Origin of the sequence: Coleofasciculus sp. D1-CHI-01 (assembly GCF_040218875.1) — a bacterium.
Classification (GTDB): domain Bacteria; phylum Cyanobacteriota; class Cyanobacteriia; order Cyanobacteriales; family Coleofasciculaceae; genus Coleofasciculus.
Genome location: NZ_JAVJQP010000068.1, coordinates 1 through 22762, shown reverse-complemented (window position 1 = coordinate 22762; position 22762 = coordinate 1). Strand labels below are relative to the sequence as shown.

Annotated in this window: 20 protein-coding genes and 1 pseudogene; 12 read left to right on the top strand and 9 right to left on the bottom strand. The window is 44.9% G+C overall.

Features of this window, described 5'->3' with window-relative positions; all coding sequences use genetic code 11:
• Window positions 1-41: 41 nt before the first annotated feature.
• The 8 genes from RIB93_RS12720 (at window position 42) to RIB93_RS12685 (ending at window position 10380) form a co-directional block, all read left to right on the top strand.
• Window positions 42-1028 (top strand): glycosyltransferase family 2 protein, encoded by a 987-nt coding sequence (locus RIB93_RS12720; protein WP_446373131.1) that lies wholly within the window; start codon window positions 42-44, stop codon window positions 1026-1028.
• A gap of 79 nt (window positions 1029-1107) precedes the next feature.
• Window positions 1108-2025 (top strand): hypothetical protein, encoded by a 918-nt coding sequence (locus RIB93_RS12715; RefSeq protein ID WP_446373130.1) that lies wholly within the window; start codon window positions 1108-1110, stop codon window positions 2023-2025.
• A gap of 103 nt (window positions 2026-2128) precedes the next feature.
• Window positions 2129-2263, top strand: coding sequence for a hypothetical protein (locus RIB93_RS12710; RefSeq protein ID WP_446373129.1), 135 nt, complete (start codon window positions 2129-2131; stop codon window positions 2261-2263).
• A 140-nt stretch (window positions 2264-2403) separates the two neighbouring features.
• Window positions 2404-3189 carry a hypothetical protein gene (locus RIB93_RS12705; protein ID WP_446373128.1) on the top strand — a complete coding sequence of 262 codons (786 nt, stop codon included), beginning with the start codon at window positions 2404-2406 and terminating at the stop codon, window positions 3187-3189.
• 5 nt (window positions 3190-3194) lie between these two features.
• Window positions 3195-5417: an AAA family ATPase gene (locus RIB93_RS12700; protein WP_446373127.1), complete on the top strand. Its 2223-nt coding sequence runs from the start codon at window positions 3195-3197 to the stop codon at window positions 5415-5417.
• Window positions 5418-5427: 10 nt separating this feature from the next.
• Window positions 5428-7977, top strand: a complete 2550-nt coding sequence (locus RIB93_RS12695) for a DNA translocase FtsK (protein WP_446373126.1) — start codon at window positions 5428-5430, stop codon at window positions 7975-7977.
• Between the two features lie 213 nt (window positions 7978-8190).
• On the top strand, window positions 8191-9054 hold the full coding sequence (locus RIB93_RS12690; RefSeq protein WP_446373125.1) for a ParA family protein: 864 nt from the start codon (window positions 8191-8193) through the stop codon (window positions 9052-9054).
• 387 nt (window positions 9055-9441) lie between these two features.
• Window positions 9442-10380 carry a ParA family protein gene (locus RIB93_RS12685; RefSeq protein ID WP_446373124.1) on the top strand — a complete coding sequence of 313 codons (939 nt, stop codon included), beginning with the start codon at window positions 9442-9444 and terminating at the stop codon, window positions 10378-10380.
• A 120-nt stretch (window positions 10381-10500) separates the two neighbouring features.
• Here RIB93_RS12685 and tsaE read toward each other — a convergent pair whose 3' ends face one another.
• Together tsaE and RIB93_RS12675 are read right to left on the bottom strand one after the other, a co-directional pair.
• Window positions 10501-10965: a tRNA (adenosine(37)-N6)-threonylcarbamoyltransferase complex ATPase subunit type 1 TsaE gene (gene tsaE, locus RIB93_RS12680; protein ID WP_446373123.1), complete on the bottom strand. Its 465-nt coding sequence runs from the start codon at window positions 10963-10965 to the stop codon at window positions 10501-10503.
• 12 nt (window positions 10966-10977) lie between these two features.
• Entirely contained in the window at window positions 10978-12348 is a 1371-nt protein-coding gene (locus RIB93_RS12675) for a gluconeogenesis factor YvcK family protein (RefSeq protein WP_446373122.1), read from the bottom strand.
• Window positions 12349-12799: 451 nt separating this feature from the next.
• Between RIB93_RS12675 and ruvC the strand changes: the two genes are divergently transcribed.
• The 4 genes from ruvC (at window position 12800) to RIB93_RS12655 (ending at window position 15721) form a co-directional block, all read left to right on the top strand.
• The gene (gene ruvC / locus RIB93_RS12670; protein ID WP_446373121.1) at window positions 12800-13315 is read left to right on the top strand and encodes a crossover junction endodeoxyribonuclease RuvC; all 516 of its coding nucleotides are present in this window, start codon (window positions 12800-12802) and stop codon (window positions 13313-13315) included.
• A 71-nt stretch (window positions 13316-13386) separates the two neighbouring features.
• A complete protein-coding gene (locus RIB93_RS12665) occupies window positions 13387-14553 on the top strand; it encodes a DUF58 domain-containing protein (protein ID WP_446373120.1) in 1167 nt (388 codons plus the stop codon).
• Window positions 14554-14872: 319 nt separating this feature from the next.
• The gene (locus RIB93_RS12660) at window positions 14873-15238 is read left to right on the top strand and encodes a ferredoxin-thioredoxin reductase catalytic domain-containing protein (protein ID WP_006099813.1); all 366 of its coding nucleotides are present in this window, start codon (window positions 14873-14875) and stop codon (window positions 15236-15238) included.
• Between the two features lie 69 nt (window positions 15239-15307).
• Entirely contained in the window at window positions 15308-15721 is a 414-nt protein-coding gene (locus tag RIB93_RS12655) for a DUF309 domain-containing protein (RefSeq protein WP_446373119.1), read from the top strand.
• Between the two features lie 264 nt (window positions 15722-15985).
• On the opposite strand, the gene RIB93_RS12650 is transcribed toward RIB93_RS12655, so the two are convergent.
• The 7 genes and pseudogenes from RIB93_RS12650 to RIB93_RS12620 form a co-directional block, all read right to left on the bottom strand.
• The gene (locus RIB93_RS12650) at window positions 15986-16501 is read right to left on the bottom strand and encodes a CAAD domain-containing protein (RefSeq protein WP_446373118.1); all 516 of its coding nucleotides are present in this window, start codon (window positions 16499-16501) and stop codon (window positions 15986-15988) included.
• Window positions 16502-17045: 544 nt separating this feature from the next.
• A complete protein-coding gene (locus tag RIB93_RS12645) occupies window positions 17046-17918 on the bottom strand; it encodes a 6-pyruvoyl trahydropterin synthase family protein (protein ID WP_446373117.1) in 873 nt (290 codons plus the stop codon).
• Window positions 17919-18068: 150 nt separating this feature from the next.
• Window positions 18069-18773, bottom strand: coding sequence for a J domain-containing protein (locus RIB93_RS12640; RefSeq protein ID WP_446373116.1), 705 nt, complete (start codon window positions 18771-18773; stop codon window positions 18069-18071).
• A gap of 101 nt (window positions 18774-18874) precedes the next feature.
• A complete protein-coding gene (locus RIB93_RS12635; RefSeq protein WP_446373115.1) occupies window positions 18875-19312 on the bottom strand; it encodes an RrF2 family transcriptional regulator in 438 nt (145 codons plus the stop codon).
• A 155-nt stretch (window positions 19313-19467) separates the two neighbouring features.
• A complete protein-coding gene (locus RIB93_RS12630; RefSeq protein WP_446373114.1) occupies window positions 19468-21321 on the bottom strand; it encodes an iron uptake porin in 1854 nt (617 codons plus the stop codon).
• Window positions 21322-21576: 255 nt separating this feature from the next.
• Window positions 21577-21861 (bottom strand): 4a-hydroxytetrahydrobiopterin dehydratase, encoded by a 285-nt coding sequence (locus tag RIB93_RS12625; RefSeq protein ID WP_446373113.1) that lies wholly within the window; start codon window positions 21859-21861, stop codon window positions 21577-21579.
• Window positions 21862-22476: 615 nt separating this feature from the next.
• A pseudogene (locus tag RIB93_RS12620) lies at window positions 22477-22762 on the bottom strand (photosystem II D2 protein (photosystem q(a) protein)); the annotation flags it as partial.

Genomic DNA, 22762 nt, shown 5'->3' with positions numbered 1-22762 from the left:
TAATTCATGACTTTTGCTCCATAACCAATAACGAATTGATCATGTCTAACGTTAGTGTTTGTATTCCTACTTACAATCGTGTAAACTATCTATTTGAGTCAGTTAATAGTGTCCTGAATCAAACCTATAAAGACTTTGAATTAATTATTTGCGACGATGGTTCAACCGATGAGACGCCGACGGTTGTTAGTCAGTGGGATGATTCCCGAATTCGCTACATTCGCCATGCTAACAATATTGGGCGCAGTAAAAATATGCGTTCTGGTTTTGATGTGGCACAGGGAAACTATTTTATCAAATTTGATGATGATGATGCCCTGACGCCGGAGTTCTTAGAAAAAACGGTGGCAGTATTAGAGGTGGAACCCAGTGTTGATTTTGTCTGTACGAATCACTGGGTTATTGATAAAAATGGTAAGCGGGATGAGTTGGCGACGAAAGAGAATGCGGCGAAGTGGGGAAAAGATAAGCTGACGCAGGGTATAATCCCTGATTTAATGCGGCAAACCTTTCAATATCAGAGTTTGCAGGTGGGTTCAACCTTGTTTCGTCGCGCCTGTTTGCAGGATGTGGACTATATGCGCCCAGAAGCCGATGGCTGCGAGGATTTTGATTTACTGGTACGATTAGCGATCGCGCTTAAGCAGGGGTATTTTTTACCGGAGAATTTGATGGAGTATCGGTTTCACGGGGGACAGACGAGTTTAAGACAGAATCTACATTTTTTGAAGGCGAAGGTGTTTTGTATTGAGAGTTATCGATTTCCCGAACAGGAATTAGAAAAACTACGCATACAAAAATTGGCATGGACAAAAGAAGCCTTGGGATTACGGTTAATTGAAAATGGGGATACAGTTCAGGGACGCCAAATGTTGCAAGATGTAGCGGAGATTATTGGCAGTTCTCGGAAAGCGCAATTGGGAGTAATTTTATCCTATTTACCTCTAAGTTTACGCCAAGCGGCATTGCAAGTTTTTCGTCAACTGCGTCCCAAAGATTATACCGATCAAGTGCGAGAAGCGGGTTGAGAGTTCCTGGGCGCACTGTGCGATAAAAAAATAGTAAGGTATGATTTTTAGTGTTGTTAGACAATTGATAGTAAAAACCATGTCTCAAAAATCACCTTTTCTTCAGCTTTTGCAAGAATCATCGACATTACGACAAAAAGCAAATCGTCAATTGCATCATGGTATTGAAGATATAGTTCGATCAATTTCACAACGACATATTTTGTCGCAAGTAATTAATCAGAAAGAAATTAGGGTTGTTGGATTAAGACGCAGTGGCAATCATGCCATTATTCATTGGATAGAAAAGCAAGAAACTGGAAAGGTTAGACACCTGAACAATATCCGAGTCAATAGAAATCCTTATCGGGAAAAATACGAAGATTTACTCCGAAAAGACAAAACCAAAGACATTGAGTGGTGGCGACAAGAAGCCAAAGGTTTTTTTGAAAAAAAAGATTGTTTGCTGCATAGCTACGAAGATTATAGTCTGGAGCAAATCACCAATCCTTTATTTGAGTTAAAGCATGATCTCTATTTCGGTAAGAGTCAAGACAAGTACGATGTTTTAATTTTACGAGACCCATTTAATTTGCTGGCGAGTAGAATCAAGAAAAACTATAGAGATGTCAATTCTAAAAATAAAACAGATATAGGTATGTGGATTGACTATGCTAAAGAATATTTAGGAGAAACAAATCTCTTAAAAAACAAAAAAATATGTATTAATTATAATCAATGGTTCGCTGACGTAGACTATCGCCGAGACATTGCGTCTCAGCTCAACCTAGAGTTTTCGGATGTCGGCATCAATACAGTCAGTCGTCGAGGTGATGGTAGTTCCTTTGAAGGACGTGAATATCACGGAAAAGCAATAAACATGGATGTTGGTAGCCGATGGAAATACTTCGCTGATGATCCATCCTACCGAAAGTTATTCGATAATCAGGAGTTACTGGAATATTCTGAACGGATATTTGGTCACATTCCAGGAACAGAATCTTTGAGAAAACAATGAAAGGGAGTTATTGGTGGGGAGGGCAGGTTTTGTGGTTCAGTTATCGGTGAATATCTAATTTAGTTCCTAAACCTGCCCCTACAGGGTCTGGGCGTAAAGGGGAGTGTATCAAGCCAAAGCGTTTTTTGGTGTGTTGTATTGTCTGACTGATCCGGATTTGTATTTTTTGGCTTGTGAAACGAAAGGCGAAGATAAGGAGACGTTTGATAGCGCTAAAGCGCTGACTACAAACGAGTAAAACTCTCCTATCTTTGGGGATAGTGACAATGCGATCGCGTTGATGAAGAATTTAGTCACGGCAATGGAATGCCACAACATTGGTAGTGGGAGCATCTTATTCTCTAGAATTGGGGAAGCGAATTAAGTTAGGTTGATTGTATGGACATTAAAGAACTAAAGTTTCTGTTGAAACTATTGGGGAAGCAGGATTATCGAGCATCGATTACGGAACTTAAGCCAAATTCTAAAACACCAGCCTCAGAACGCGATCGCATCTGTCGTCAGCTAGGAGAACGCGATTTGGTTGGCTATAGTGAGGAGATTCAAAAGCTGAAAATTGCTCCTCCTGGGCAATCCTTGCTGAAATTAGATCCGGCGGGATTACCTGTAACTCCACAAGAGTTGAAAATACTCCAAGCTTGTGAGAAGGGCGCGATTACTCCCGGCAAAACCAACATCACCCCAGCTAAAACCCGACAGGCACTCATCGACAGTTTGGCACATCGGGGGTTTATTGAGCCAGTACAGACAAAAATTAAAGATGTCTGGCTGACGGAACCGGGGAAGGAGTATCTGCGGGAGGAATATATGCCTCTGGGTGCAGGGAATCTAACGATGACTAAAGCAATGCTGGCAGATTACCTGCGCTTTCTACGGAATACATCAAAGACAGCCGTCTCCAATGATGAAGAGATTTTACAGATAATTCAAGATTTAGACCGACAATTGGGGACTGACAACTATTTGCCGATTTTCTATTTGCGGGATAAGTTACAACCGCCCCTGTCACGGGAAGAATTAGATCAGGCACTCTATCGCCTAGAACGGCAAGATAAGATAGAACTTAGTGCTTTACAAGAAGTAAGAGCGTATACCTCAGAACAAATTGAGGCGGGGATTCCTCAAGATATTGGGGGACCATTGTTCTTTATCATCGTGACTTAACATGAATGGTACTGACGCCTATGCTGGTGGGCAATGCCCACCCTACAGTATATCCAGGGTTTCGGCGACCCAAAAATGCACGCTTTTCAGTGCCATTCGACTTAACATCCTACCCACTAATTCTATTCCATTGTCCCGGCAGTCTCCGAGCAGAACCCAATTTTAGCATGGCACTCATTGATCAAATTATTCGGCAAGAGATTAATCCTTTTGACCCAGTAACCTTTCAGACGGGTAACTTTTGGCAGGAACGGCAAGATCAAGCGATCACGGTTGATTCAATTCATAAAAACGTGATTACTCAGATAGAAGGAGTTCTGAATCAGGTTACCAAAGACCATTATCCGCGCACTTTACTATTGGCGGGAGATTCCGGTTCAGGTAAGAGTTATCTTTTAGCACGGCTGAAACGCACGCTTAACCCCAAAGCCTTTTTTGCTTATATTGGACCCTGGCCCGATAGTGATTATATCTGGCGTCATATTCTGCGGCAAACGGTCGATAGTTTGATGCATGTTCCCGAAGGTCAACAGGATTCTCAGTTGCTGCTTTGGCTCAATAGTTTACCTGCTTTCAAAAAAAGTAGCTTGATCAAACAGCTACTGGGTGAGCAGAAGAAATTTATTAGTGATCTGACAGCCAGTTATCCGTCAGGAATCTACAATCCCAGAGAGTTTTTCAAAGTCCTCTATCACCTGACTAATCCTGAATTACACGCCCTTGCTTGTTATTGGTTGCGCGGAGATGAATTAGATGAAGATGATCTCCAAGAATTGGGAGTTAAACGTTTAATCGATACTGAAGATGCGGCTCAGAAGGTTTTGGCTAACTTTGGTCGAATTTCAGCCAGCAGCCAGCCGATTGTCCTGTGTTTTGACCAATTGGATAACATCCCTCGTTTTCCTGACGGTTCCCTGGACTTACAAGCTTTATTTAATGTCAATTCCAGTATTCACACGCGCTATCCGCAAAACTTGCTGGTGATTATTAGTATTATTACCAGTACCTGGAGAGAGAATAAAGATCGCATCCAACCTGCTGATATAACTGAAGGTCGAGTCATTGGAGCGCTTTCTCTCAAACCGATTACATTGGAGCAAGCCGAAGCACTTTGGGCAACTCGACTTTATCCGTTACATCAGCAAGTTGAGCCTCAGCCTGACTCGCCGATTTATCCCTTAACTCGGCAAGCTTTAGAGGAGAAATTTCCCCGTGGCAAAACTACTCCTCGCTATGCTTTACAATTAGGGAGTCAGCTATTTAAAGAGTATAAAGCTCATTTAGTTAAAGGCGGAGTTCCAGTCACGCCTAAGCCGGAACCAGAGACTCCCTCGCCAAAACCTGTGAATCCTCCAACTGATCCGTTGGCTGCATTTGATTTAGTCTGGCGCAAGGAATTCAAAAAAACGCAGCAGAAAATTGATAGAATTCCTAAACTTGGCTCACCGGAACTGATTCAAATGTTGCAAGAAGTTCTGGCTGCATTACAAGTAGAAGGCATTAAACCTAAACTTTTACAGAAAACCAAATATTCGATTTATTCCTTTAGCTATCAACCCTCCGATAGTCGTGAAAGAAGCGGGATTGTCTGGAGTGAAGAGGCTAACTTGAGAAGCTTTTCTTATCTGATGAAAGCTTGTGAAAAAGCGCTGAATCAAAAGCTCTGCGATAGTCTAATCCTAATTCGGGCTGCCCAATTAGGTCAACCTAAAAATGCTGGATACAAACTGTTTAAGCGCATCTTTACGGGTTCTCCTCATCGTCACATCATCCCCACTTTAAATTCAGTACATTACCTGGCAACTTACCACAGTTTAGTGAATGCGGCTCTGGGTGGGGATTTAGTTGTAGGCGATCTAACTCCGAATTTAAAGGAGTTAGAAGGATTTATCCGTGACTCCCAAATTTTGCATAACTGTAGTTTACTACAGGAATTGGGTATTGTTCCGGCTGATACTGGAAATGGAGGAGGAGAAGATAACAGTGATGAGTTAGAAAAAGTACGGCAAGATGCCAAAGATTATTTAGTCACGCTTGTCCGCAATGATGGGATGATGTTAGGGCGAAAAACATTACTCGAAAATGCCAACCGCGAATACTCGCAGCTTAATGAATCTGAGTTAAACCCCTTAATTGATGAACTGTGTCAAGAAAATAAACTTCAAATTCCTAATCTAAATGAAAAGCTAGAAAAACAAGTTGTCTGTCTAGTGATGTCACCTCAGTAATTAGTTAAACATGACGAATTCCTTAACCGCTACTGATATTCGCGTTGCTGTTGAATGTCCTCGCCTGTTTTATTTATCAAAGAAACTGGGCGGAAAAAGTTTATTTTTACCCCCAGAGAGTTCACAGGGAATTGGTACTACGTTTCATAAACTGGCAAATCAGTTTGTCAAACTGGCTTGTCAAAACAGTAAATTTCGACAACTGTTTGAAGCTGATCCAGAACACCTGAAAAAAGAGGCGATCGCGACTCAGATGGAACAGTTGTTTTATCAACTCGCTTTTTATCCTTATTTTCAAGACATTACTCAAACTGATCCCGGAAAAGCCCAGCCGTTATTTCAAGTTTGGCAAGGATTACGGGGGTTAATTCAGCGTTGGGCAGAACTGTTAATTAAAAATCGTCACTATCACAGTGCGGCTGAGGTGATTGGTAAAACTTTTATTGATCCCGATCCGAAACTGATTCAGCATCAGTTTACCTTACCTGATGGCACAAAACAAGTCGTTAAAGGTCAATTTGATAACTTAATTTTCGATAGCGAACACCAGCGACTTTGTGTGGTTGAATATAAAACTTATGAACCTGTTGATCCATCAGCCCAGTTAGCTCAAGTTGCGGTTTATAGTCATCTACTCTGGGAAAAGACAAAGCTACCCGTTGACTCGGCTATCTATTGTGTTTTACCCGAATTTAAAGAATATTACTATTCCTGGGAACAGCTAGAAAATACTGTACATCAGCTTATTCCGCCTAAATTACAGCAGATGCAGGAATGGTTAACCTGGGAACCCGGACAACCTGCTCCACCACCGTCAACCTCCCAGCTTCATCTGTGCCAAATTTGCCCCCAGCAGGAAAAATGTCAGACGCTTTTTGATAGTGATGAATCGAATCATTATCTGAGAGAACCTGCTGATATTCGAGTCATGATCCAGCAATTGACGACGGCTAAAACCCTCTGGCTGGATACCGAAGTGGCTGACTGGAATACTCCCAATCATCGATTGTCTTTGATTCAGGTATTAGCCAATCCTACCGATAGAACCGGTAAATCTGCTTACATCTTCGATGTTTTGGAACAGCCGGATGTGGTGAATGATTTTATTGAACAAATTATGGTCAATCCCAGCATTGAAAAAGTCTTTCATAACGCCAGTTTTGATCTAAAATTCCTCGGTCAAGAACAGGCGGAGAATGTCAGTTGTACCTATAAGATGGTCAAAAAGCTGACGAAACGAAATCGTGCTAATCCGCTGCAAGTCTCCAACAAGAAACTGAAAACTCTAGCGGTAGAACTTTGCCAATTCTCGAATGTGGATACAGAGGAACAGCAAAGCGACTGGGGACAGCGCCCTTTGACAGAAAAGCAGATAAACTATGCTAAGATGGACACGGTTTATCTGGCTCATGTTCATCGCTATTTATTAGAATTTACTGAAGCAGCGCCGACTCAAACGCCTCAAACTATCCCCTCTCAGCCGACTCCTGAGATAGGGGAAACTCCTCAGCCCGAACCAGAAACGACCCCTGATGCTGATGCGATCGCGCAACAGTTAGTTGAGACGTTACAATCCTTTAAGATAGATGTTACCTGTGTGGGAACCGCCGTTGGTCCAGCGTTTATCCGGGTGAAACTGAAACCCAGTTTGGGGGTAAAGATTAGCGCTTTACTGAAATTATCGGCTGATTTACAGGTACAATTAGGGATTACCAATCCCCCCCTAATTGCGCCCCAACCTGGATATGTTAGCGTCGATTTACCTCGTCCCGATCGACAAGTAGCACGGCTAGAGGATTATATCACACGCCCGATAACACCAATTCAGGCTCCAGTAAAAATTGCCATTGGCGTGGATTTAGAGGGGAAACTGGTAGAAGCTGACTTATCAGACGCGAATACCTGTCACTTTTTGGTGGGGGGAACAACCGGAAGCGGGAAGAGTGAATTTTTGCGATCGCTCCTGTTATCCTTACTCTATCGCCATTCCCCTCAGCAGCTTAAAATCGCCCTGGTTGATCCCAAGCGTGTCACCTTTCCCGAATTTGAGCAAATCTCCTGGTTATACTCCCCTATCGTCAAGGATAGCGACAATGCGATCGCTCTGATGGATAATTTAGTCACAGAAATGGAACGGCGTTATCAGCGATTTGAGCAAGCTGGATGTTCTCACCTGGATGCTTATAATCAAAAGAATAATCCACCTTTACCGCGTCTTGTCTGTATTTTTGACGAATATGCTGACTTTATGACCGAAAAAGATATCCGCAATGCTTTAGAATTGAGTATCACACGGTTGGGTTCAAAGGCGAGAGCGGCGGGTATCCATTTAATTATTGCTACTCAACGTCCAGAGGCGAGGGTGGTTACACCGATTATTCGGTCAAATTTACCAGGAAGAGTGGCGTTGCGGACAGCTAGTGAAGCGGATTCCGAGATTATTTTAGGCGGGAGACAATCGGAAGCGGCTTATCTTTTGGGGAAAGGAGATTTACTTTATAAAGTTGGGGCGAAGTTGCAACGGTTACAGAGTTTATTTGCCCAAAGGATTGAATTGTGAAGGGGGAAGGATATTTTTTCAACGCAGAGGTACGCAGAGGTTTTAACGCAGAGGTACGCAGAGGGAGTGCGAGAGTTTTGTGTAGGGGCGGGTTTCACTATTATAGTTTCTTTTTGACCCATAAGCGACTAAACTCACCCTGACTAACGTTCTCCCTCTCCACCGAATCAGGCAGAGCCGAGTATGATATAAGCATCGTCAAAACAACCATGAATGGGACACGTTATTTCAATCGTCAATATGAAAGGGGGTGTGGGCAAAACCACACTCACCGTCAACTTGGGGACAAGTCTGGCGAAAGACCATGGGATGCGAGTCTTAATTGTTGATCTCGATACCCAGATTAATGCGACTCTCAGCCTAATCCCTCCGGTACAGTTTACGAAATGCCGTAAACAAAAGCGCACGCTACAACAATTAGTTAATCAAGCCTTTCAATCCGATTCGTTATCCTTCCTTACCGTTAAGGATGTGATTATCCCCAACATTTGTCAGGTCAAAGGATTGGACTTGATTCCCGGAAATATAGAACTGTACAACGATTTCTTATTAGCGACCCAGATTTATAGACAAGCCAATAGCCATCAGCAAGACTTTGAAAAAGGCTGGAATCATCTGGAAGATGCGTTAGTGAAGCGGATTATGCAACCGATTGTCTCTAATTATGACTGGATTCTGCTGGATTTCCCGCCAGGAGATAATTTACTGACGCGCAGTGGTATAATTGCCAGTGACTTTTATCTGATTCCCGCCAAGCCTGAACCTTTATCGGTTGTGGGGATGGGGATTTTGGAAGGTCGTATCCGGAGACTTAAGCAGAGCGATCGCGCTACACTCAATCTACTGGGTATTGTCTTTTCTTCCCTCGGTCATGCGACGACGATGGCAAGGAAAGTCAAGAAGCGAGTCCGTTCTGATTTTGGTGACGATAAAGTCTTTATCACCGAAATTCCCACCAATGTCGCCATCGCTAAAGCCGTTGATGAGTTTCAACCTGTGGTTCTCACTGAACCCACCTCCACGGGTGCTAAAGCGTTTACCGAGTTAACCAAAGAATTTCTCCAGCGAATGGCGTAACCTCAGGTGGCGGGGAAGATGGAAATAACGATAAGGAATAGGAAGACAGGGTTGTAGGGGCGGGTTTTACCGATGACAGTTTGGCACAAACCCATAACTTGACGAAACCCGCCCGTCTGGTGGAAACCGGGCGTAACGATATACCCTGTGACAATTTTATCCTTGAGGCGGGGCGGGTGTAGGGTGCGTTAGCGAAGCGTAACGCACCATTTCAAACGATAGTCGTGAAACCCGCCCCTACAGAAACTTATTCACAAAGGATGGGTAAAATCGCTTACTATAGTAGACTGTTGCCGAAAGCTAGGGAATTTTCAGACGCAATACGGCGTTTATAATCTAGGCGGGCTGATACCTAACTGGGTAACGTTTCTCCAAAAGGATTTTATCATGGGATTTGTCATTGCCACAGTTAACATGAAAGGCGGCGTTGGAAAGACGACGCTAACCGTCAACTTGGCAACTTGCTTGGCGAAACAGCATCAAAAACGGGTTTTAGTGGTTGATTTAGATACCCAAATCAGCGCTACACTCAGCTTAATCGCCCCTCAAGATTTTGCTAAAGCCAGAAAAGCGAGACGCACGCTGAATCAGTTAATTGATAAGGCAATTCGTCCCAATCGCCACGCCAAGCTGACGATTCAGGATGTTATTAAATCTTACGTTTGTTCGGTAAAAGGATTGGATTTATTGCCGGGAGATATTGATCTGTATGATGAGTATTTAGTCTCCGAGATGCTGCATCAAGAAGCCAGTCGCGAAGAGACTCCCAATTTTAATCAGGTGTGGAATCGGTTTGAGCGGCTGTTGATTAAAAGTATTTTAGAACCTGTGATAGATAACTATGACTTTATTATCTTAGATTGCGCTCCTGGCTATAATCTGTTAACCCGTAGCGGTATTGTTGCCAGTGATTTTTATTTACTTCCAGCTCGTCCTGAACCTTTATCGGTTGTGGGAATTCAGCTTTTAGAACGGCGGATTGCCAAATTGAAGGAGAGTCATAAGTCTAACATGTCTCTCGACTTACAGTTATTAGGCATTGTCTTTATTTTATCCGGAGGATTGCTGGGTCGATATTACAAGCAGGTGATGAATCGGGTAACCGAAGATTTTGTTCCGACGCAATTGTTTAAGAATCGCATTCCGATGGATGTGAATGTGGCTAAGGCGGTTGATAGTTTTATGCCGGCGGTTATCGCTTCTCCCAATTCTTCAGGGGCAAAAGCGTTTATGCGGTTGACCGAAGAATTTGTCGAGAAAATAAATGCCTATCAGAATGAGTTTAAAAATGGCTCTAGTAAAATGAATTTGGCGAATTTGGAGTGATTGAGCATTTGTCCGCTGTACTAAGACATGTTAACAAGCCTCAAACCCTTACAAATGACAAATGATGAATGACGAATGACGATCCCTACCGTTAACTTTAATTGTCCTCACCTACTTACCTTATAGAGGCAGTTTTATCGCCGCCTCAGATTTCCCCGTCGAGACAGAAATCAGTTGGGCTTGACGTCCACCTTCGCTTAAATAGGTTAAATTCAAATGCAGATAAGATTCTGGTAAATAGGGTAATCGATCCGCCCACTCGATCGCGACGATTCCCAAGGGCATTTCCACGCCTTCCCAATAGCTTTCTAGGTCTAACGCGGCTACGGCTTCGGGTTCTAGGCGGTATAAATCTAGATGATAGAGGGGAATGCGTCCTTCGGGATATTCGTTAATCAGAGTAAACGTGGGACTGACAATCGCGTCGGTGATTCCCAAACCTGCACCAATTCCCTGCACCAGTGTGGTTTTACCCGCACCTAAATCCCCCTCTAGCAAAATCACGCTACCCGCTCTCAAAGATTCCCCCAGACGAACACCGAGCGATCGCGTGGCTTGTGCATCGGTTAGACGGAATTTAGTCATTCCTTACCCCTTTTACATCAGATGAGCGCGACTGTACCAGCGTAGTAACACCCGTGCTAACTTTTCCGGATTATGGCGCACTAGATTCGTGTTCTCATCTTCATCCATGACATTCGCTAAAACAATGCGGCGTCCTAACTCTTCGGTTTCTTCGCGATCCAGAAAAACCGGGTGGGAATTGACTTGGGCATACTTAATCAATGCTTCGGCAGAAGGCACTTTTCGATGCACCAAAACCGCATCAAACAAAGAGTGACCACAACCATTGTCCAGGGCGCGAATATGATCAGCAACCGTATATCCGTCCGTTTCACCCGGTTGAGTCATGATATTACACACATAGATTCGGGGAGCCGTACTTGCCGCGATCGCATCCGTAATTTCTGGCACTAACAGATTCGGCAGGATGCTGGTATACAGACTACCCGGACCAATAATAATGTAATCGGCTTCGTGAATCGCTTTGAGAACGGCGGGAAGAGCTGGAGGATTTTCTGGCGTGCAACCCATCTTGACGATTTTACCATTGGCAGCCGTAATATTCGATTCGCCTTCAATCCGACGCCCATCTTCTAATTCTGCCCAGAGACAGACATCACTCAATGTCGCCGGAAGAACTCGTCCGCGCACGGCTAAAACTTGAGAACTGGCGGCAATTGCCCGTTCTAAGTCCCCGGTAATCTCGCTCATTGCCGTCAAGAATAAATTACCAAAACTGTGACCCACCAGACCATTCCCCGCTGAGAAACGGTATTGAAACAGTTCGGTTAATAGTTTTTCTTGGTCTGCTAAAGCTGCCAAACAGTTGCGAATATCTCCCGGAGGCAAAACCCCAAATTCTTGCCGCAGCCGCCCAGAGGAACCGCCATCATCGGCTACGGTGACAATGGCAGTGATATGGGCGCTGTAAATTTTCAGTCCTCGGAGTAAGGTAGACAACCCAGTACCGCCTCCCACGACGACAATTTTCGGACCGCGATACAGGCGACGATGGGCGATCAGCACGTCTACCAGTTCTTCATCCCCTCCGGGTTTTAGTGCCTCAGTAATCGAGCCCACCGTCCGGGTTTGTCCCCAGAAGATAAACATCAGACCACAAATAATCGCGATCGGTCCAGATACATAGTTGGGAATAACCGTGGTGATTGTTTCCAGAATGGTGGACGTGAGTTGGATTAAGTAAAAAATGGGGGTTAGCTTTGCCCAAATCGCTACCCCCAGACTTGTCAGTAGTACACCTATGGCACTCAGAAGCAACCAGCGTTTGACGAATAGTCCAGGGGCTAACCACTTAAACCACCGATTGAATTGTCGGGGCGTCCTACCTCTTGACTCGTTATGCAGGGTTCGTAGAGCGCGTTTGAGGAGACTAATTGAGGACATTGCTGATACCAGAAACGGAGAACAAAACTGGATAGACTTTAGCTAAGAGCAGGGCAATTGCTCAAGTCCTTGACGGGAGGTGTAGGATTGTCTGCTGTCAACTGTGCCATATTCTTTTATTAGCTGGGAGGATAGGTTGGTCAGGATACATTCTGGAAATTATACCGGGACGACTGATTAATCCAACGGAGAACGTCAAGAATCACAACGACTAGAACACCAGTCGGTGTCATCGAAGTCGATGCTAGAATTCCTCAAAACTGTAACACGAGCTACACAATCATCCCTTGAATACAGGTCTTACTGTTCATGGCATCTGGCTGAATGAGGAAGTTTTGACCCTTCGCTAGGCTCAGAATGACACGTTAGAACCCAACTGGGCTTGCGTCCATGAGTTCAGAAACGTTTGCCATCATGCACTAGACTGGTGTTCTAGGAGATAGCAAGGTAGATGGGAAAGCGAATTTTAGGACTAGACCCAGGGTTAGCGATTTTAGGCTTTGGGGCAATTATCTGCCACGCTGAAGTTAAACCAATGACCAAGGTTCGGGGAAAATCGACATCTGAATCTGTACAGTTATTGGATTTTGGTGTAATTCAGACGCCAGCGCGGACAGAATTGGGAAAGCGACTCTGTACAATTTACGAAGATTTACATACTATCCTGGAGCAGTGCCAACCGGATCTAGTTGCCGTCGAGAAGCTGTTTTTTTACCGGATGGGTAATACAATTACTGTGGCTCAGGCACGGGGGGTTGTCACCTTGGTGTTAGCCCAGCATCAGGTGTCAATGGTAGAGTTTACACCTGGACAGGTGAAGCAAGCGTTGACAGGTTATGGGAATGCAGACAAGCACGAGGTACAGCAAGCGGTGGGGCGAGAGTTGAATTTAGAGAGTATACCTAAGCCAGATGATGCAGCCGATGCTTTGGCGGTGGCACTAACGGCATGGTTTCATCAACAGTAAATAATCTATAATCTATTTTTTGGATTTAATGTGAGACGATCAAAGCCTAAGCGGGGTAGGGAGTGTGTTAAATGGGCATCATCACTCGGATCACGGATTGGTTAGAAACCCATTGGGTCACTCCTGCTTATGCTGGATGGATATTAGCGGGTATTGCGATTTGTTTCTTTGGTGCGGCGACCAATACTATGTCAGGGTGGCTGTATGTCATCAGTGGTATAACGTTTGCGCTATTGGGATTAGCTGTCATCTTACCGCCGCGATCGCTACGTCATCTTCAAGTCCACCGCCGTCCTATCTTTCCAGTTAGTGCGGGTGATGAACTCACCATTGAAATCGATATCGAAAATCCTACCCCTAAATCCAAAACGTTATTACAAGTTCAGGACATTCTCCAATCTGAACTGGGAAAACCCATGCAAACCGCGATCGAAACCATTGCGCCAAGGGGGGTCTATCACTGGGTTTATTTCCATTCCACCACTAAGCGGGGCGTCTACCACTGGCACGAAATCCAACTAAGAACTGGAAACCCCTTAGGATTATTTTGGTGTCGTCGTAGCCGCCATGCGCCAGCCACAGCGATTGTGTATCCTACAGTATTACCCTTAACCAGTTGTCCAATCGTTGACGAAATTGGCACAGATGATAGTCTACAACTGTTAAGCGATCGCCGTTCTCAATCCGCCACAGAAGACCTGACGCGATCGCTACGACCTTACCGGGTGGGTGATCCAACTCGTCTGATTCACTGGCGTACCAGCGCCCGGTATGGAGAATTGATGGTACGGGAGTTAGAAGTCTTTACGGGGTCTCAAGAAATTGTCATTTGCCTTGATAGTGCGGTAAGTTGGCAATCTGAGGATTTTGAATCAGCCGTGATTGCCGCCGCTTCCCTTTATTTCTATGCCTGTTCTCGTCAGCTTGATGCTAGACTCTGGACAGCTAGAACCGGATTATTACACGGGAATCAAGTTGTCTTAGAAGCCCTAGCTGCAACCCAACCGGGAGAAGATGCAGACGCTGGCGATCCTCCCCATCTTCCCTTAATTTGGCTCACCCAACAATCCGCTAGTCTCAATTCCCTTCCTCCGGGTAGTCGTTGGTTATTTTGGTCACCATCCACAGTAGCCCAACCTGACCGACACACTTCAGGACTGACCAATTGCACGGGTAGAATCATCGATACAGAGGAAGGCTTACAACGTCAGCTACAGCAGTCCCTTACCCGGACTTAACCGGAATGGCACGCTCAGATGAGGCTGGTGGGCAGTACCCTTGGTGTCAACTTAAGGTAAAAAGCAGGAAGAGCGGGGGAAGCGGGGGACGCAGGGGGAGCAGGGGAAGCAAGGGTACATTTTCGGTGATTTTATCGCCATAGTTTTGATAGATAGTCTCACATTTCCTTGAAGATGAACAACCTTCTCTACTGCTCAAAGCATTGATGGCTCAAGGTTTTTGGGTTATTCAGCAAGCCCTACTTAGAAGGCTTGCGTTAAAATGCAAAGAAAAGTGAACAACCACACTAAGGAATAAGGTATCTAGCGAATTTTACTTATGAGTACATCAGAAAGCACAAATCTTTCCAATGAGAAAACACTGGCGGCGATGAAAAATTTCGCCGAAACCTATGCTAAACGAACGGACACCTACTTTTGTGCTGACCCGTCGGTAACGGCTGTCGTCATCGAAGGATTAGCGAAGCATAAAGATGATTTAGGTTCACCCCTATGTCCATGCCGTCATTACGAAGACAAAGAAGCTGAGGTGAAAGCCACCTACTGGAATTGTCCTTGCATCCCCATGCGTGAGCGCAAAGAATGCCACTGTATGTTGTTTTTGACACCAGACAACGAATTTTCTGGAGAACAGCAGGAAATTACCATCGAGGAGCTTCAATCCGTTCGAGATAGCATGGCTTAATTGTCTTTAAGTCATTGGTCATTTTCAACTCTAAATGACCAATGACTCATACTCTAGAATTAATCACCTATGACTGAGCAATTTTGGCAAGGTGTTGAGCAATTTAATCAACAGGAATTTTATGCCTGTCATGACACCTTAGAGGCATTGTGGATGGAGGCTGCCGAACCAAACAAACAGTTTTATCAAGGTATATTGCAAATTTCGGTAGCTTGCTACCATCTCAATAATCTTAACTGGCGTGGCGCTGTCATTTTGCTTGGGGAGGGAATTAGACGCTTAGGGGACTACCAACCTATTTATGAGGAAATTCAGGTTACAGAGTTAATTAGCCATAGTTATCAGCTTTTGCAAACCCTGCAAAAAACCGGAGCAGAAGGCATTTCTGATTTAGTGAAGTCATTAACAGCCAATCAACTCAGTCAGGAGGGGGCGTCAGAAATTGTTCGTTTACCTAAAATTATTCGAGTTAATTTAAGTTAATTGTAGGGATGGGTTTAAGGACTGTAGGGATGGGTTTAAGTAAGGACTGTAGGGGCGGGTTTAGGGACTGTAGGGGCGGGTTTAGGGACTGTAGGGGCGGGTTTAGGGACTAAAGTCAGCTATTGCTGAAATAACGGAACAACAAAACCCGCCCTCCTCACCAACAACGGAACAACAAAACCCGCCCTTATGCATAAGTCCCAGGACTGGTTTTTTAGAATTATCCCCACCCAAATCCGAGTTCAGGTAGGGATAGAGATTAACTTAACTCTGAGTCGAGTCTTTGCCAAGCAATTGTCCTTTAAGAGATTCAAACTCTTGAGCCAATTCTTGGCGGCTTTCAGCTTTCCAAAGATAACGGGCAATAAACCAGATTGTGTAACCAATCCCAACCAGTTCAAAAATTGGGGCTAATAAGGGAATGTCGTTAATGGCATCCAGTACAGCTAGGGTGACATACACGGTGATAAAGCCAGCTATCACTAGCCCAATCAAAATGATGGCTTGTTGGTACTCGTAATAAAATGCACTGATTATCGCCGGAAGTTTGGACAGGAAGTCAAACACAGGCTGTACCCATTCCTGCCAAGCTTGATCCGTGGTTTGACCCGCTGCGGGAAGCTTGGCTTGATTATTAGCCGGGAGTTGGGCAACTGTCCCAGGTTGGTCAACATTGACATCTACTTTAGACTCTGGGCTTTTTGTAGCGTCGGCTTGAGCCGTCTTGACCTCTGGGGGATTACCCTCAGTATATTCAGATTTTTGTGGATTCGGTTCCATAGTTCCTCTACTGTGACCTCAAGTAGGACATTTTATCGTTTGTCTGAGCAGGATGGGTATAATAGGCAGAATATTAAGCTTTCGCCTATCTTACCAAAAGTTTTTCTCATGACTTCGGTGAAAGCAAAAAACTGATACTCAAACTCTGCCATACCTGGCTCATTTACCTCAATCAGCGAGAATGATCCCGCTACAATCTTTGATTTAACGGTGGGAGAATGTCAATGCTCCCCTCTTCTATTCACTCGTTACGTGAGTGGGAAAGAAGCATCCGGAAGCCAAACAGCACCCAGATCCCCGACTTCTCTAAAAAGTCGGGGATCTATACTCTTAACGACTATGGAAGGCAGGGGCAGGGGTTTAAGCGCTGACTAATAGACCAACATCATCATAGAGTAGATATGATAAGCTGTCATGCATTTAAATTGGGTATTAGTAGCGAGCAAGATGCAAAGCCTGCGGCATGGCTTCGCTAAACGCACTACAAGGATTTCACCATTATTGACTGACATTAAGGTTTAAATGCCGCACAGCTTACTCCCCCCTAAACAAATGTTAGAACAGGAGATGCGATCGCGTCCGGTTCTACCGATGATGTTTCACCTGTACAATAGACTTCACAGGAGTTATTGGGACTTTCAATGAGTTTAACTTTATGCAGTTTCGCTCCTAATTTTTTGATCGGTGACTGGAGCAATTGCCGAATATAGATGGCAATATTTTCTGCCGTCGGCACAACCTGGTCAAAGTAGGGGATATCTTTGTTCAGGAAGGTATGGTCAAAGGGCTCTACGACATAATCATCGATTACCTTCTGCAAGGCTCCCAAATCGACAATCATCCCGGTGCGCGGGTCGATTTCCCCTTTTACTGTTACCTCTAAATGATAATTGTGTCCATGACCATTGGGACGAGCGCATTTGCCATAGATTTCACAGTTTTGGTCATAACTGAGTTGGGGATGAGCCAGCCGATGAGCGGCGCTAAAGTGGGTCGATATGGTGAGATATGCTTCCATTCCGTTTCCTAAATAATCAGCCCAAAGTTCTGGATGTTCAAATAGCTGAATCTTGACAAGCGGCAAATAAGGTGCTAGCTTTTGCCAGATAACACGCGCAATGTTTTCGGTCGTGGGTAGGGTTTCCTGAAAGTCTAGCCAAGTATGATTCAGATAGGCATAGTCCAATTGGCTGGTGATCTCTTGCTTGATCACTTTTTTCACCTGGGATAGGTTTTGCACCATACCGTATTCGTCTAGGTCACCTTCAAGGGAAACAAAGAGGACATAATTATGTCCATGACCAGGAAACTGGGCACCTCGACCAAATTGCTGCTTGTTTTGAGCTTCACTCAGTTCAGGTAACCAATAGCGATGACTGGCGGAGAACTGGGCGCGGCGGTTAATGATGCATTTCATGCGTTTTTTTAGCAAGAATCTGTAAAATTATGTAAATTAACCTTATTTCTAGGATAAACGAATATTGGTCATTGGTCAGGGAACAGGGAACGGGGAACACCTCGGCTTCGCTCGGTGTGTAACAGGGAACAGGGAATTAATATTTTATAGTTAATAATTTAGATGCTTAATGGCATCTTGAGCGTCGTGGCGTAAGCTGGTGGCGATTCTGAAGAGTTCTTGACCTATGTGCAGGTAATGTTCGTCGTAGTTGAAGGTAAACCGTTCTAACTCATCAATACCATCCCCCAACTGATTGAGACAGTAATACAAATTCGCCGCAACACCAGCAACAGGGGCGGGATTGGGTTGGGAACGAAAGGTAATTTGAGCCTGATTGAGATCGTGACGACAGTTTTCTAGATACGTCTGAAAGTCTTCCATGAGTTCGTCGTCAAAGGGATCAGCCGCCAGTTGATTGATTTGAGTATTTAAGGATTTGAGGATGGGAATAATCAATCGGTTCACGGGTTTGTAGACTTGTTGCAACCAGCTTTCTAGGTGGGTATCAGCATTATGCGATCGCGTTCGTTGACGTTTATACTGTTTTCGAGCCGCTTCGTGGCGCTGTTGGCGAGTGCGGCGTTTAGAGGAAAACTGGGAATTGAAAAGCTGTTGATCGTAAGAATGGCGTCGCTGAGGATCACTGAGAATTTCATACGCCCCATTAATCTCGATGATTTTTTCCGAGTTAGCGGTTTCAGTGTGGCTATCGGGATGAAAGCGTTTAGCTAAACGTCGATAGGCTTGCTTAATTTCTTGGGTTGTTGCTTGCGGGTGGATATCTAATGTGTGGTAATGATTGGCATTCGTCATTTGTCATTTGTCATTCGTCTTATGTCACACTCACTCCCAAAAAGAAGCAAGCTACGTTTTATGTCCTTTGTTAGGGAACGGGGAACAGGGACATCATAATATTAGATGTAATACATAATGTTCAACTGTTGCCTGTTATTCAGTTTCTCCCATAAATCTTGCAGTGTATAGTCTCGCAAGATATCATTGGTGCGATCGCGGACGTCTTGCCAGGTTTCTTGAACGATCGCACTTTCTTCGGTTGTTACAGTTTTTTGGTTTCCAGAGACGGGTGTGGTTGAACCATCTAGGCAGTTAATAACATCCAATAGGGTAATAGTCCAAGGTTCTCGCGCTAGGAGGTAGCCCCCTTTAGCCCCCCGTTGGCTACGGACTAAATTGCCACGTCTCAGGGTTGCCAGAAGTTGTTCTAAATAGCGATCGGGAATATTTTGTTGCGCGGCAATCTGTCGGATTTGTAAGGGTTCTCCCTCATTGTAATGACCCGTGAGTTCTAGGAGAGCCAGCAGGGTGTATTCGGTCTTACAGGAGAGTTCCACAGAAATTGATTCATGTCAGGTCAATCATTCCCAGTATACCCCGGTTTTCCGGTGGGGTTTGTTGGTTTAGGTTGGCAAGGTTAAAAAACCCCGCTCAATGGCGGGGTCATCTAATTAATGAAGTTTCAGGCTAATTTTGCTGTTGTCGAATTAGCTTAGAACGTGAACGTCGTTCTCAGAGTACCGATGACCGCATCATCATTATCGTCATTTTGGTTGGGATTAAGCAGCCAGATGAGACCTGGAGTCAGGGAGATATTATCCGTGAGTTGATACTTGTAGAAAGCTTCAACGTGCCAGGGTAACTCGTCATCCCCTCGTTCAAAATTATTGCTTGGAGTATTAATACTTCCGGCGTAGGGTTGTACACCGCCAAAAATACCGAGTACGTTACCTTCCTTACCCAAGTCAGCCAAGGCTACGCCAGCACCATACGTCCAGATTTCACTATCGCCTCGACCAATTAGGATTGCATCGGTGTAGGCACCATAGCCACTAATTGAAATTGTTTCACTCAAGCGGAATGCTGCTTGTATCCCGTAGGTGTTAGTAACAGTAGGAACCCGGTTTACAGTAGAGCTACCAAATTCGGCATTCTGAACAAAGCCACCTGGGTTATTAGCCAGCGAAGTACCAACAACACCATCACCAAAATCTGTTCCTGTACCTGCACCACCACCAATATCAAAGATGGCGCTACCAGCATTATGGTAACCGTGGACATAAGTCGCACCAATACCAATCCGATCACCAAGGTTGAAATTCAACTGGGCTAGTGCCGCATATTCACCGTTTAAGATACCCAAATCTTCACCGGGATTTTCTGCACCTGGACCTGCCAAGTAACCCAGAGTCAACGTACTTGGTCCTAAGACTCGTTCTAGTGGACCTGCACCTAAGCTAATAGCTGCACCTGCACCACCACCGATACGATAAATGGGGCTTTCAGAAGCAAAAGCAGACAGCGCACCATTACCACCGTCGTAATCTTCAAAGTAGGGATTCAGGGTAGGAGCATAGTCACTATGAATACCACCTGCACCAGCAACATAAACTTTGGAGCTGCCAAAGTTAAAGTAGTATGCTAGCCAGTCTACAATGACATCATTGCCTCCTGTATTTCCGATGTTGAAGGTTTGAGTCGCTTCAAAACCTGCACCCGTATTCAGGAGCTCTGCATTTCCTGCAGCTAGACGGGTAACCAACAGATCCTGACCAGTAAAGCTGGTATTCAGTGCTAGACGAATCCGGTCTTGGAAGACGGTGTTATTGTCAAAGTCAGAATTAAACTCGTCAGTGAGGGCAAAGATGACTTCACCCCGTAACTTAGTCGTTGTGGAGAACTGATTATCTTCCAAGAACGCCACACGACCTTCTAGGTTATCAACTCGCGCCCCTAGGGTTGCCAGTTCCGCTTCAAATTCCTGAATCAACCGCCGCAGGGTTTCTAACTCAGTTTCATCAAAGCCGCCACCAGGTAAAAGACGCTCAATTTGCTGTAAACAAGCATTCAAACCAGCGGCAAATTCGTAACGAGTTAGCGCCCGGTTGCCCCGATACGTACCATCTGGATACCCAGCGATACAACCGTAGCGTTCGACTAGGCTACGTAGCGCTTCATACGCCCAGTCTCCCGGAGAAACGTCGCGTAACTGACCGACACTGGTTACTTGTCCGCTGGAGTTTCCGCCTTCGCTGCTATAGTCATTGATTTGATTTAAAATCTCAGCATCATTGGGCGTAGCAGGGACTATTTGAGCCAAGGTCGGTTGTGCCTCTGGCTTCACCTCCAGACTGGCTGGACTTAACTGTTCCGGATTGACTGCAATTTCCTCTGAAACTGTAATATCAGCAACACCACCAAGCTGAACTTCTGGTATTGCTGTTTGAGTGTCAGCGATAGGCAGATTGGCGCTATCGGCTGCACGGACGCCCACTGTAGATGAAACCAAGGTTACACCTAATACCGCTGGGCTAATAAGTAGAGACTTCCACAGTAATTTCGACATCTTCTGTCCTCACACCTTTACAGAAAGAATTTGATTGCCCTTCTCGCACTATGGTACATCGTCTATTGGCAGATGGTATTTTTTCGCTTAATTTTCAGGTTCATCTTGGAACTCTTGTCCATCTGCCAGTCAGTCAGCTTTTGGCTAATACTGCCAATTATATATCTAAAATGGCTGCTTGTATTACACAAGCAGTCCTAGATGTCAAGGTTTTAAAACTGGTACTTAAGCCCTTGCCATATCCGCATTTTACAGCTATGCGCTTAACTGGGACAGCGTTTGAGCCATCTCAAAGTCATTAGCGGTCAAACCCCCAGCATCATGGGTGGTGAGACTAATTGTCACCTTGTTATACGAAATCCCTAAATCAGGATGATGTCCAGCCGCTTCTGCTGGTTCAACAATCTTATTGACAAAGGCGATCGCTTCGACAAAATCTTTGAATTGGCGAGTTGTGTGTAACTTTTTCCCTTCAACAGTCCAGCCTTCTAATGACTTGACTTTTTCTTGAATTTCTGCGTCACTGAGTAACTCAGCCATACCTTTTCTCCCACCTTCAACTTTAAAAAAATCCCCAAAAAACTATCCGCTCTCACGGGAAGCACTTAGATAAAATCTATAGCACTTATAGTGAGAGCGGTCTAGCGGGTCTTCTGATTGAAACCAGACTGCCGGAAGGAACTCCTTAACCAGCCCAGTTTCTCAATATATGAGTTCTCCGAAGAGAACTGAGCTAACTGTTAGAGAACAGCCCCGGCGCACAGCCGGCTAACTCCAATCAGATGACCCATAATTTTACTACTATCGCTCATGGGCATCACCTCCTTAATTCCTGTACGGTTTTTTGATTTCCGTTAGTTATTTGGTGTTTATTCACCTTTAATTAGAATAACACACCATTTGGATTTGGCAAGGGGGAAAGGGGGAAGTTTTGAGTATTGACCCTTCGCGACCCTCGAAGGAACCTGGTTTTGATGAATGTAGGGGCGGGTTTCACTATTATCGTTTCTCACCTCACCCAGATGCGACTAAACCCGCCCTGAGTTTTGTGGGTAATCTAGCAACCTTAATCCTAGCTTTCTCGTAGTTCTTTGGAGATATAAAAAAACCCTACCCGAAGGCAGGGGAACAAAGTTGATGACTAAACCCAACTTATTAGAGTGCGTTACCGCGAGGTAGAACTTCCTCAGGGAATTCAAACTTCTGGTGGGGTTGGTCTTGAGGCGCCAACCAAGCTCGAACTCCTTCGTTGAGCAGAATGTTCTTGGTGTAGAATGTCTCAAATTCGGGGTCTTCTGCTGCCCGGATTTCCTGGGACACGAAGTCATACGCCCGCAGGTTTACCGCTAAGCCAATCACACCCACTGAACTCATCCACAAGCCTGTCACGGGGACAAACAACATGAAGAAGTGCAGCCAGCGCTTATTGGAAAAGGCAATC